11 protein-coding genes are annotated in these 11,781 nt (G+C 73.4%); 8 read left to right on the top strand and 3 right to left on the bottom strand.

Annotated features, from left to right (window positions below; translation table 11 throughout):
* Positions 1-53: 53 nt before the first annotated feature.
* Positions 54-617 carry a Uma2 family endonuclease gene (locus ABZ805_RS04845; RefSeq protein WP_358434429.1) on the top strand — a complete coding sequence of 188 codons (564 nt, stop codon included), beginning with the start codon at positions 54-56 and terminating at the stop codon, positions 615-617.
* An 87-nt stretch (positions 618-704) separates the two neighbouring features.
* On the opposite strand, the gene ABZ805_RS04840 is transcribed toward ABZ805_RS04845, so the two are convergent.
* Entirely contained in the window at positions 705-923 is a 219-nt protein-coding gene (locus ABZ805_RS04840; protein WP_358434427.1) for a hypothetical protein, read from the bottom strand.
* Between the two features lie 316 nt (positions 924-1,239).
* Here ABZ805_RS04840 and ABZ805_RS04835 point away from each other — a divergent pair, with 316 nt between their 5' ends.
* Together ABZ805_RS04835 and ABZ805_RS04830 are read left to right on the top strand one after the other, a co-directional pair.
* A complete protein-coding gene (locus ABZ805_RS04835; protein ID WP_358434424.1) occupies positions 1,240-2,292 on the top strand; it encodes a nitronate monooxygenase in 1,053 nt (350 codons plus the stop codon).
* Between the two features lie 91 nt (positions 2,293-2,383).
* On the top strand, positions 2,384-3,016 hold the full coding sequence (locus ABZ805_RS04830) for an MOSC domain-containing protein (protein WP_358434421.1): 633 nt from the start codon (positions 2,384-2,386) through the stop codon (positions 3,014-3,016).
* Here the strand turns inward: ABZ805_RS04830 and ABZ805_RS04825 are convergent.
* Both ABZ805_RS04825 and ABZ805_RS04820 read right to left on the bottom strand, forming a co-directional pair.
* A complete protein-coding gene (locus ABZ805_RS04825) occupies positions 2,991-3,998 on the bottom strand; it encodes a methyltransferase (RefSeq protein WP_358434418.1) in 1,008 nt (335 codons plus the stop codon). The two genes, ABZ805_RS04830 and ABZ805_RS04825, sit on opposite strands and share 26 nt — an antisense overlap.
* 248 nt (positions 3,999-4,246) lie before the next feature.
* Positions 4,247-4,915, bottom strand: coding sequence for a GntR family transcriptional regulator (locus ABZ805_RS04820; protein WP_358434416.1), 669 nt, complete (start codon positions 4,913-4,915; stop codon positions 4,247-4,249).
* Between the two features lie 135 nt (positions 4,916-5,050).
* On the opposite strand from ABZ805_RS04820, the gene ABZ805_RS04815 reads away from it, so the two are divergent.
* The 5 genes from ABZ805_RS04815 (at position 5,051) to ABZ805_RS04795 (ending at position 11,752) form a co-directional block, all read left to right on the top strand.
* Complete coding sequence (locus ABZ805_RS04815) at positions 5,051-5,857, top strand: sugar phosphate isomerase/epimerase (protein ID WP_358434413.1); 807 nt, start codon at positions 5,051-5,053, stop codon at positions 5,855-5,857.
* 202 nt (positions 5,858-6,059) lie between these two features.
* The gene (locus ABZ805_RS04810) at positions 6,060-6,824 is read left to right on the top strand and encodes an SDR family NAD(P)-dependent oxidoreductase (protein WP_358434411.1); all 765 of its coding nucleotides are present in this window, start codon (positions 6,060-6,062) and stop codon (positions 6,822-6,824) included.
* Between the two features lie 101 nt (positions 6,825-6,925).
* Positions 6,926-8,263 (top strand): SLC13 family permease, encoded by a 1,338-nt coding sequence (locus ABZ805_RS04805; RefSeq protein ID WP_358434409.1) that lies wholly within the window; start codon positions 6,926-6,928, stop codon positions 8,261-8,263.
* 90 nt (positions 8,264-8,353) lie between these two features.
* Positions 8,354-10,057 (top strand): dihydroxyacetone kinase family protein, encoded by a 1,704-nt coding sequence (locus ABZ805_RS04800; protein WP_358434406.1) that lies wholly within the window; start codon positions 8,354-8,356, stop codon positions 10,055-10,057.
* Positions 10,058-10,252: 195 nt separating this feature from the next.
* Positions 10,253-11,752 (top strand): CoA-acylating methylmalonate-semialdehyde dehydrogenase, encoded by a 1,500-nt coding sequence (locus tag ABZ805_RS04795; protein WP_358434404.1) that lies wholly within the window; start codon positions 10,253-10,255, stop codon positions 11,750-11,752.
* Positions 11,753-11,781: the final 29 nt, after the last annotated feature.

Raw genomic sequence — 11,781 nt, 5'->3', positions numbered from 1 at the left:
TCCGGCGGCCGCGCCGCCGGGACGCAGCGCACGAGCGGGAAGAGGTGGCGATCATGCGGATCGAAGCGGGAGCGGGACGGCCGTTCAGCGTGCACGACCTGGACGGATCTCCGGAGGACGGCCGCAGGTACGAGCTGGTCGACGGCGAGCTGATGGTGAGCGCGCTGCCCGGGTGGCCGCACCAGGCGGCGGTGGTGGAGCTGGCCTCGCAGCTGCACATCGCCTGCACCGCGGAGTACCGGGTGCTGCCCGCGCCGTTCGCGGTGCGGCCGGACCCGTTCACCGAGCTGCGGCCGGACGTCCTGGTGGCCCGGCACGACGACCTGACGCTGCGGAACCTGCCCGCGGCGCCGGTGCTGGCGGTCGAGGTGGTCTCGCCGAGCAGCAGGCTCAAGGACACGACGCTGAAGAAGGAGGTCTACGCGCGCCTGGGCACCCGGTTCTTCTGGCTGGTGGACCCGGACCTGGAGGAACCCGCGATCACCGCGTGGGAACTGGTGGGCGGCTCCGGGTACCAGCGCATCGCCCGGGCCCTCGGGGACGAGTCGTTCGAGGTGCAGCACCCGTTCCCGGTCAAGCTGACGCCTGCCGACCTGGTGGCGGGCCTGCGGCCATGAGCGCGGGCGGGGCGGGGACCAGAACCGGTTCCCGCCCCGCCCGGGGTGTGCTTCGGCCGCCCACGTGCCGGGTGGCCGATCGCCTGATCAGGCCGCCAGGCCCAGCGCGTCCAGCGCGGCACCGACCGAGGACAGCGTGGCCGCCACCGTCGAGTCCAGGGCCTCGGCGATCGGGGTGAGCTCCGCGGCGTTCGCGGGCAGCGCCAGACCGACCATCAGGGCGGGCACCGCCAGCGCGGCGAACGCGATGCGGCGGACGTGCGAGCGGGGCTCGGCGGTGGTGGTCTGTTCGGCGGTCGTGTTCATGAGGATCACCCGTTCTCGTGCTCGATCGCTTGCTGTGCCAAGAGATTCGCCGTCGTGATGACCTGGGGCAAGGTCGTTCACAGCTCGTTTTCCCGTTCGGTACACGTTCGGCGAACTCGTGTCGCGGGTCGCAGACCTTCGGTGGTGGTGCGAGAGCGCCGCATCCGCCAGGGACGGCGGCGATCGGGATCGACCGGCGGCGCAGGGGGAACCAGGGACGAGCAGAAGAGGTGTGATCCATCCGGCGGTGTGATCCGTCCGGCCGGGAGTTCGCGGGCACTCGCGCGTGCTCCGGGGCGTCACTAGGGTCCGGGACATGATCGAGCAGCGGAGCGCCCCGGTGATCGCGGCGCCGATGGCGGGCGGGATCTCCACGCCCGAACTGGTGGCGGCGGTCGGCGGTGCGGGCGGATTCGGCTTCCTGGCCGCGGGCTACCTCTCCGAAGAGGAGCTGGTCGGGCAGATCCGGCGGGTGCGCGAACTCGGCTCGGCTCCCTTCGGGGTGAACCTGTTCGTGCCGGGGACGCGGCGCGACCTGGACTTGGCGGAGTACCGGGCGCGGGTGTCGGCTGAGGCGGAGCGGTACGGCGTGCAGGCCGGATCGGCCCACTGGGACGACGACCTCTACCAGGCCAAGGTGGAGCTGGTGATCGCCGAACGGGTTCCGGTGGTGTCGTTCACCTTCGGCCGCCCGGAGAAGTCCACAGTGGAACGGTTGCACGAGGTCGGGGCGCAGGTGGTCTGCACGGTCACCACTCCCGACGAGGCGCGGCGGGCCGCCGAGGTCGGTGTCGACCTGCTGTGCGTGCAGGGTTCCGAAGCGGGTGGGCACCGCGGCGTGTTCGACGACGACCCGGACTCGCCCGCGGGTGGGGAGCTGTTCGGCCTGCTGGGCGCGCTGCGGACGATCTCCGGAGCGGTCGACCTCCCGCTGGTGGGCGCCGGCGGTGTCGTGACCGGCGCGGACCTCGCCGCGGTGCTGTCGGCCGGTGCGGTGGCGGCGCAGCTCGGCACCGCGTTCCTGGTGTCGGCGGAGGCGGGCACCGCGCCGACCCAGCGCGCCGCGCTCGAAGCCGGAACCAGGAACACCGCGATCACCAGGGCGTTCAGCGGCCGTCCGGCGCGGGGACTGGTCAACCGCTTCCTGGCGGAGCACGGACCGCACGCCCCGGCCGCCTATCCGCAGCTGCACCACCTCACCAAGCCGGTGCGCGGTGCGGCCGGACGCGCCGACGACCCGGAGGCGATGTCGTTGTGGGCGGGGCAGACCTACGCCCAGGCGACACCGCTGCCCGCCGCGGACCTGGTCCACGACCTCGTCGCGCAGGCCCGGACCGCGCTCGACACCGCACGCACCCGCCTGGGCTGAGCGGTCCCGGCCGCTCGGTCGTGTGGCCGAAATCCTCGTGCGCCGAGGTCGGGGGCGAACATAGGTTGGCCGGGTGGGCCATGTGCAGGCAGTGAACGTCGCGGTCCTGCGGACCGGCGAGTGGACGGGCCGGATGGGCAGCACCGGCATCGACAAGCGTCCGGTGCAGGGGCCGGTGCGGTTCACCGAGAGCGGCGTGCACGGCGACACCGTGATCGACCGCAAGCACCACGGCGCCTGGTACCAGGCGGCCTACGCCTTCGACGTCGAGGACCTGCGGTTCTGGTCGGCGGAGCTGGGCGCGGAACTGGTGCCCGGCAACGCGGGTGAGAACCTGAGCCTGCGCGACTGCGATTCGAGCACCGCGCTGGTGGGGGAGCGCTGGCGGATCGGTGGCGCGGTGCTGCGGGTGACCGCGCCGCGCGACCCGTGCCGGGTGTTCGCCGGGTTCTGGGACGTCAAGGGCCTGGTGAAGCGGTTCGCCGCGGTCGGGCGCCCCGGTGCCTACCTGGCGGTGGAGCAGCCCGGTGAGATCACCGCGGGGGACGCGGTCGACGTGCTGAGCAGACCGGCGCACGCGGTCACCGTCGCCGACGTGCTCGCGCTGAACATGGGCGACCGGGACCGCCGTGAGCACGTCGCCGCGGCGGCCGCGGACCTGCCGGAGAAGTTGCGGGTCAAGCTGGGGTTCGCCGAGCTCACCGGTCCGGAAGGCACTCGATGATGCCGTGACCGTCGTCGAGCCTGATGACGGAGGCGATGAACAGCCCGGCCGCGGCGGCGATGCGCTCGGTCTGGTCCAGGTCCCGCATCCGGCCACCGACGTAGATCATCATCCGCAGGTCCATCTCGGTGAACTCGCCGTCCGGGTCCGGGAGGAGCTCCACGATGAGCACGCTGCCCTCCCGGCCGTCCGCGCCCGCCGCCTCGGCGCACCGGCCGAGCAGCCGCACCGCGTCCTCGTCCTCCCAGTCGCCGAGGACATCGCACAGCACGTAGGCGTCGGCGCCCGGCGGCAGCGGGTCGAAGAAGTCGCCGGCGACCACGTCGGCACGATCGCGGACCCCGCGCGACTCCAGGTAGCGCTCGCCCGCCGCGGCGGGCCCGGGCAGGTCCACCAGCGTGCCGCGCAGGTCCGGGTGGCGTTCCAGGATCTCGGCGAGCAGGACGCCCTTGCCACCGCCCACGTCGAGCACCCGCTCGAACCGGTCCCAGGCCGTCGCCGCGGCGACCAGTGGGGCCAGCTCGTCGGACTTGGTCTCCATCAGGTCGTCGAACGAGTCCGACAGCTGCGGGCTGTGCGCGAGGTCCTCCCGGAAGGAGCGGCCGAACGCGGCGGGATAGGCGGGATGCCTGCCGCGGACCTGCTCGACGAGCTCCACGAAGGCCAGATCGGCGCGACCCACGGCGCCGTCCAGGTCGAGCCACTCGCGGGTGCCGCCCGGGGCGTCGGTCCGCAGCACGCGGGAGGCCTCGTTGGGGCCGAACACGTCCGGTTCCGGTTCGGTGAACACCCCGCGCCGCACCAGGAACCGCAGCACCCTGCCGAGCGGGTCGGCCTCGGTCCCGGACCGCTTCGCGATCTCGTCGAGCGGGAGTTCCCCGTCCTGGACGATGTCGGCCAGCCGCAGCGTGGCGGCGGTGCGCACCGCGAAGGGCGTGACCAGGTCGGCCATCGCCCAGACGTCCACCGGCTCGGAGGCCATGCGGGGAGGATAGGTGCCGCGGCGGTCACCGGCAGCGGATCCGACGCGGCCTGACCGGCCCGGCGGCCCAGTCCCACTCGGCAACCCAGTCCCACCCGGGCAACCCAGTCCCACCCGGCGGCCCAGTCTCACCCGGCAACCCAGTCCCACCCGGCAACCCGGTCCAGCAGCTCAGTCAGCTGCCCAGCCCAGCTGCCCAGCCCAGCTGCCCAGCCCAGCTGCCCAGCCCAGCTGCCCAGTCAGGCAGCTCAGTCCTGCAGCGCCGCGACGATCCGCTCGGCCGTCTCCCGCATGTGCTCACCGATGACCTCGCGCGCCCGAGCGGAATCGCCCGCCTCGATGGCGTCGACGATCGGCGAGTGCCGTTGCCAGGCCATGTTCCGCACAGCCAGTTCCGGGCCGGAGCGCACGATGGTGGCGCGGGTCAGCCCGGAGATGTGCTGCCAGGACTGCACGAGCGCGGCGTTGCCGGTGAGCTCGCACATCCGCTGGTGGAAGGCCAGGTCCGCTTCGACGAGTGCGGCCATGTCCTGGTCGAGCTCGCGCAGCCGGTCGACCGCCGTGCGCAGCTCCGCGACGAGCGCGGCGCGGTCGGTGGCGCCGCACAACGTCTCCACGGCCAGCGATTCGAGGGCGGCGCGCACGGCGAAGATGTCCCGCACCTCGGCGCCGGTGAGCGCCCGGACCAGGAGCTTGCCGCGTTCGTCGGCGACGACGAGTCCTTCCTGCACGAGGTGGCGCAGGGCCTCGCGCAGCGTCCCGCGGGAGACGGACAGCGCTTCGCTGAGCTCGGTCTCGATCAGCCGCCTGCCGGGTTCGAGCTGGCCGCTGCTGATCGCCTCGCGCAGCTTGCGCAGCGACTGCTCGCGCAGGGTCTGCCGGTCGACGCCGCCTAGCGCCGGAACATCCAGGGACACCAGTGGATCGCCTCTCTGCTCGCTGACCCGCACATCGTAGTCGACGAACGGGTCGGCGAATAACGGTCGACTGTTGACAGTCGACTCGGCACGTCGTTAACTGTGCGCCACCTGACGCACGAAGGAGTGAGGAAGATGCCGGAGCTGGGCTGCTCGACGATCTCGTTCCGCCGGATGCCGGTGGCCGAGGCGCTCGCGACCATCCGCGAGCTCGGCTTCGGTGGCATCGACCTCGGCGGCCTGCCCGGCGTGTGCGACCACATCCCCACCCCGCTGACCGGGCCCGCGGACGAGCTCGTCGAACTGGTGCGGGACTCCGGGCTGCGCACCTGGGCGATCAACGTCGATCCGGGGCCGCTCAACGACCCGCGGCTCGACGAGCGGGACCTGCGCACCGCCGGGCGCGGACTCGTGGAGCTCGCGTCGCGGCTGGACGCCGCGGTCATCGTGCCGTGCGGCGCGCAGCAGCGGGAGCCGTTCGCGGACGAGCGGACCGACCTGGACCGGATCGCGCGCGGCCTCCGCGCGCTCGGCGACCTCGCGGCGGAACGAGGCGTGCGGCTGCTGGTGGAGGGCCTGCACCACTTCCGCTTCTGCCACACCGCCGACCGCGCGGCCGCACTGCTGGAGCGGGTCCCCGCCGAGTCCGCCGGGTTCGTCTTCGACGTCAGCCACGTGGTGGCGGGCGGGTTCGACGAGGTCGCGTTCGCCGAGGACTTCGCCGAACGCATCGAGCACGTGCACCTGCGCGACGCCGAACCCGGCGACATCAACCTCAGCATCGGCCGCGGCCGCGCCGACTTCGCCGGGGTGGTGCGGGCGCTGCGGGACGCCGGGTACGGCGGCCGGTACGTGCTGGAGCTCGAGACGCACGACGTGAGCGAGCAGGAGCGCCCCGTCGCGGCCGCCGCCGCGAAGGACGCGATCACCGCGCTGCTCTGACCCGCTACGGCGAGCCGCCACCCCACGACGCCGCCACCCCACGACGCCGCCACCCCACGACGCCGAGCCGTCAGCCCACGAGACCGAGCCGCCACCCCACGACACCGAGCCGCCACCCGGCGGCACTCCGCGATGCACGGCACCCCGCCACACCCCGCGGCACCACCCCGGCGCCGCGCCCATCCGAACCAGGAGGACCCGCATGTCCGACACCGCCCGCACCGCCCTGATCACCGGAGCCGGCTCCGAGCGCGGCATCGGCCGGGAGACCGCCCGCAGGCTCGCCGCCGCGGGCTTCGACATCGCCGTGCTGGACCTCGACGGCGCCGCCGCCGAGAGCACCGCGTCCCTGGTCGCGGCCGAGCACGGCGTGCGCGCCCTCGGCGTGCGGGCCGACGTCACCGAGCAGGACTCGGTGGACGCCGCCGTGACCGCCGTCGAGAACTCGGAGCTGCCCCCGATCGCCGCGCTGGTCAACAACGCGGGCATCACCCGGCCCACCCGCTTCCTGGACATCCCGCCCGCCGAGTGGGACCTGGTGTTCAAGGTCAACGTCACCGGCACGTACCTGGTCACCCAGCGGGTGCTGCCCGGCCTGGTGGAACGCGGCTACGGCCGCATCGTCAACGTGTCCTCGGTGAGCGCGCAGCGCGGCGGCGGCGTGTTCGGCGGCTCGCACTACTCCGCGGCGAAGGCCGCCGTGCTCGGCCTGACCAGGGCGCTGGCGCGGGAGGTCGGCCCGAACGGGGTCGTGGTCAACGCCGTCACCCCCGGGCTGATCGACACCGACATCACCGGGGGCCTGCTCACCGGGGAGCGCAAGGAGAAGCTGATCGCCGACGTGCCGGTGGGCCGCAACGGTCGGACCGGGGACGTCGCGGCGACGATCACGTTCCTGGCGGGCGAGGACGTCGGCTACATCACCGGCGCCACCTTCGACATCAACGGCGGCTCGCACATCAACTGACGAGCTCGGACCGACCCGCTGCGACGTGCGGGGACGTGCTGGTGGAAGCTCACGTCCCGCCCGCGGCACCGCCCTCAACGACGAGGATCACGGAGCGAACATTGGCCTCCTCCTTCCTGCTGCTGCACACGGCGATCGCGGTCGTCGGCATCGTCGCCCTGATCGTCGGGGCACGGCTCAACCCGGTCATCGTGCTGGTGCTGGGTTCGCTCTACCTGGGGCTGGCGACCGGCCTCGGGTTCGAGGGCACGGCGAAAGCCGTCACCGACGGCTTCGGCGGGCTGATGGCCGAGGTCGGCTTGATCATCGGGTTCGGCGTGCTGCTCGGGTCGCTGCTGTCGGCGACCGGGACGTTGCAGCGCATCGTCGAGCTGTTCCTGAAGGCGTTCGGGAAGTCCCGGTCGCCGTACGCGCTGGGCCTGTCGTCCGGCGTGGTGTTCCCGGCGATCTACTTCGACGTGGCGCTGGTGATGCTGGCGCCGATCGCCCGTTCGGTGGCGGCGCGCACCGGGGCGAGCGTGGCGGCCGTCGGTGGTTCGCTGGCGATCGGCCTGGAGGTGGGCCTGCTGATGGTGCTGCCGGGTGCGGCGGCGCTGGCGGTGAGCGGCTCGCTCGGCGTCGGGCTGGGCGCGATGTTGTTGTGCGGCATCGGGATCGGGGTGCTCTCGATCGTCATCTCGGTGTTCCTGCACGGCCGGTTGATGCGCCGCACCTGGAACCCGGCCAGGGACGAGGCGCCCGCGGGGGACGGTTTCCAGGGCATGGACGTGGCCCCGGCGGAGTCGCCGCGCCGCACCCTGCCGCTGGTCGTGCTGGTGCTGCCGGTGCTGGTGCCGCTGGCCCTGATCGTGCTGGGCACGGTGACGGAGACGGTGGGCGCGCCGGTGGGCTGGGTGTCGTTCCTGGCCGATCCGGTGGTGGCGCTGCTGATCGGCTTGCTGATCGGGTGCGCGCTGACCGCGTGGACGTTGTCCCGCGACGCCGTGGAGCGGGCGCTGACCAGGGGCGCGTCCACTAGCGGCACGATCCTGCTGTTCACCGGGGTGGCGGGTTCGCTCGGCGAGGTGATCAGCCGGACCGGCGTGGGCGATGTGGTCTCCGGGATGTTCCACGCGGGCAGCGCGTCGCCGCTGCTGCTGGCGTGGCTGGTCGCGGCGCTGCTGCGGCTGGCGCAGGGTTCGGGTTCGGTCGCGGCGATCACCGCGGCGACCCTGCTGGCGCCGGTGGTGGGTGGTCTGAGCACGCCCGCGGTGCTGGTGGCGCTGGCCGCGGCGGCCGGGGCGAGCTTCGGCGGGCACGTCAGCGACAACACCTTCTGGATGTTCCGCACCATGCTGGGGCTGTCCACCCGCGGCGCGTTCCAGGTGTACACGGTCGCGCAGTCGATCATGTCGGTGGTGGCGCTGCTGCTGGTGCTGGCCGCGGACCTGGTGGTGTGAGTCCGGAAGGTCATCCGGCGCGGCGGTGTCCGCGCACCGCACCCTGGTGACCGGCGCGGGAGCGCCCGCCGGTGATCCAGTGAGGGAACGATGACGCGCTTGTTCGACGATCCGGCCTCGTTCGCGGAGGACGCGCTCGCCGGGTTCTGCGACCTGCACCCCGATCGGGTGCGCCGGGTCGAGGGCGGGGTGGTGCGGGCGCTGCCCGCGGACGAGGGCCGGGTGGCGGTGGTCATCGGCGGCGGAGCCGGGCACTACCCGGCGTTCTTCGGCCTGATCGGGCCCGGTTCGGCCGATGCCGCCGTGGTGGGCGGCGTGTTCACCCCGCCGTCGCCGCGGGCGGTGCTGTCGGTGGCGCGCGCCGCGCACGGCGGGGGCGGGCTGCTGTTCGTGTTCGGCAACTACGCGGGCGACGGGACGGGTTTCGGTGCCGCGCAGGAGCGGTTGCGGCTGGACGGCATCGATTGCCGGTCGGTGGTGGTCACCGACGACATCGCTTCGGCGCCCGCGGGCCTGCGGTCGGCGCGCCGGGGGATCGCGGGCGCGTTCGCGGTGATCAAGGTGGCGGGCGCGGCCGCGGACGAGGGGCAGCCGCTCGACGAGGTGGAGCGGATCGCGCGGCTGGCCGACGACCGCACCCGCAGCCTGGGCGTCGCGTTCGACGGGTGCACGCTGCCCGGCGGGAGCGAGCCGCTGTTCGAGGTGCCGGCCGGGAAGATGGGCCTGGGGCTGGGCGTGCACGGCGAGCCGGGCTCGTCGGAAGTGGAGCTCCCGTCGGCCGATCGGCTCGCGGAGATCTTGGTGGACGGGCTGCTGGCGGAGGCCCCGGCGGGCGCGGGACCGCGGGTCGGCGTGCTGCTCAACGGGCTGGGCAGCACCGGCGGCGAGGAGTTGTTCGTGCTGTGGAACGACGTGTCGCGGCGGTTGCGCGGCGCCGGGCTGGAACCGGTGGAGCCGGAGGCCGGTGAGCTGGTGACGAGCCTGGACATGGCGGGCGTCTCGCTCACGTTGATCTGGCTGGACGCGGAGCTGGAGCGGTTCTGGCGCGCCCCGGCCGATACGCCCGCGTACCGGAAGCGGGCCCGCCGCCGGATCCCGGACCGCCCCGACCCCGCGGTGGCGCTCGAACGGATCGTGCGCGGTGCCGAGCACACCGGCACCGGGGTGGATTCGCGGGAGGCGGCCTCGGCGCTGGCCGCGGTGTTCGGTGCGGTGCGCCGGATCGTGGCGGACCACGCCGCGGAGCTGGGCCGGGTGGACGCGGTGGTCGGGGACGGCGCGCACGGCCGGGGGATGGTGCGCGGGACGGCGGCGGCGCACGAGGCGGCGGAGCTGGCGGTGCGGGCCGGTGCGGGGGCGCGTTCGACGCTGGCGCGCGCGGGCGACGCGTGGGCGGGCCGCGGGGGCGGTACGTCGGGGATGTTGTGGGGCACCGGCCTGCGCGCGTTCGCCGGTGAGCTCTCCGACGAGCGGGCGCCGACGACGGCGGAGCTGACCGCGGGGGTGGCGGCGTTCGCGGAGTCCGTGGTGCGCACCAGCGGCGCGCGCCCCGGGGACAAGACGGTGGTGGACGCGCTCGCGCCGTTCGCCGCGGAGTTCGCCGAATCGGGTTCGTGGACGCGGGCGGCGACGGCGGCGCGCCGGGCGGCGGCGGGGACGGCGTCGCTGCGCCCGAAGCACGGCCGGGCGCGGGAGTCCGCGGAGCGGGGCCTGGGCACGCCGGACCCGGGAGCGCTGTCGTTCGCGCTGATCGCGGAGGCCATCGCGGCGGCGGTGCGGACCGACTCGGAGTGACGCCCCGCGGGCACCGGAGCGTTCTTCACCCGTTCGGAGGCTGTGATCTGCAGCACCTGTTGCAGCCGTACCGACTAGGCTGATGATTGGGTCACCGAAAGTTGGAAGCCCGACTAAATGACCGGCCGCGGGAAGCGGTGGACGGCGCGGGCGGGCCGGGATCAACGGTGCGAACGGCGAAAGGTGCGGTGCGGTATGTCCCAGGAGTTGGAGCACTTCATCGGCGGCGAACGGGTCGCCGGAACCTCCGGGAACTTCGGTGACGTGTTCGACCCGAACACCGGCGGGGTGCAGGCCAAGGTCCCGCTCGCCTCGGCCGAGGAGGTCGCGGCCGCGGTCGCGAACGCGGCCGAGGCCCAGCCCGCGTGGGCCGCGCAGAACCCGCAGAAGCGGGCGCGGGTGCTGATGCGCTTCCTGCAACTGGTCGGCGAGGAGATGGACTCGCTGGCCCGGCTGCTCTCCGCCGAGCACGGCAAGACCGTCGCCGACGCCAAGGGCGACATCCAGCGCGGCCTGGAGGTCGTCGAGTTCGCCGTCGGCGTCCCGCACCTGCTCAAGGGCGAGTACAGCGAGAACGCGGGCACCGGCATCGACGTGTACTCGCTGCGCCAGCCGCTGGGCGTGGTCGCGGGCATCACGCCGTTCAACTTCCCGGCGATGATCCCGCTGTGGAAGGCCGCCCCGGCGATCGCGGCGGGCAACTCCTTCGTGCTCAAGCCCTCCGAGCGGGACCCGTCGGTGCCGTTGCGGCTGGCCGAGCTGTTCGTCGAGGCGGGCCTGCCGCCGGGCGTGCTCAACGTGGTCAACGGCGACAAGGTGGCGGTGGACGCGGTGCTCACCGACCCCCGGATCGAGGCCGTCGGGTTCGTCGGCTCCTCCTCGATCGCCGAGTACATCTACGCCACCGCCGCCGCGCACGGGAAGCGCGCGCAGTGCTTCGGCGGCGCCAAGAACCACATGATCGTGATGCCGGACGCGGACCTGGACCAGGCGGTGGACGCGCTGGTCGGCGCGGGCTACGGCTCGGCGGGCGAGCGGTGCATGGCCATCTCGGTGGCGGTGCCGGTCGGCGAGGCGACCGCCGACGCGCTGGTGGAGAAGCTCGTCGAGCGGGTGCGCAAGCTCAAGATCGGCACCAGCTTCGACGCGGACGCCGACTTCGGGCCGCTGGTGACCAGGCAGGCGCTGCAGCGGGTGGACGAGCTCGTCGCCGCCGGGGTCGAGGAGGGTGCCTCGCTGCTCGTCGACGGCCGCGGGTTCGCGCTGGAGGGTCACGAGGACGGGTTCTTCGCAGGCGCCTCGCTGTTCGACCACGTCACCCCGGACATGCGGATCTACCGGGAGGAGATCTTCGGCCCGGTGCTGTCGGTGGTGCGCGCCGCCGACTACGACGAGGCGGTGCGGCTGCCCAGCGAGAACGAGTACGGCAACGGCGTCGCGATCTTCACCAGGGACGGGGACGCGGCGCGCGAGTTCGTCAGTCGCGTCAACACCGGCATGGTCGGGGTGAACGTGCCGATCCCGGTGCCGATCGCCTACCACACCTTCGGCGGCTGGAAGCGGTCCGGATTCGGCGACCTCAACCAGCACGGACCGGACTCGATCAAGTTCTACACCAAGACGAAGACGGTGACCTCCCGCTGGCCCTCCGGGCTCAAGGAAGGCGCCAGCTTCACCATCCCCACGATGAACTGACCCGCGCCCCGGGCGGGCCACCGCGCCCG

Source organism: Saccharopolyspora sp. NPDC047091, assembly GCF_040643635.1.
Classification (GTDB): Bacteria; Actinomycetota; Actinomycetes; order Mycobacteriales; family Pseudonocardiaceae; genus Saccharopolyspora_C.
Note: the sequence above shows the minus strand (reverse complement) of the source record. Positions and strands in the feature narration are given on the sequence as shown.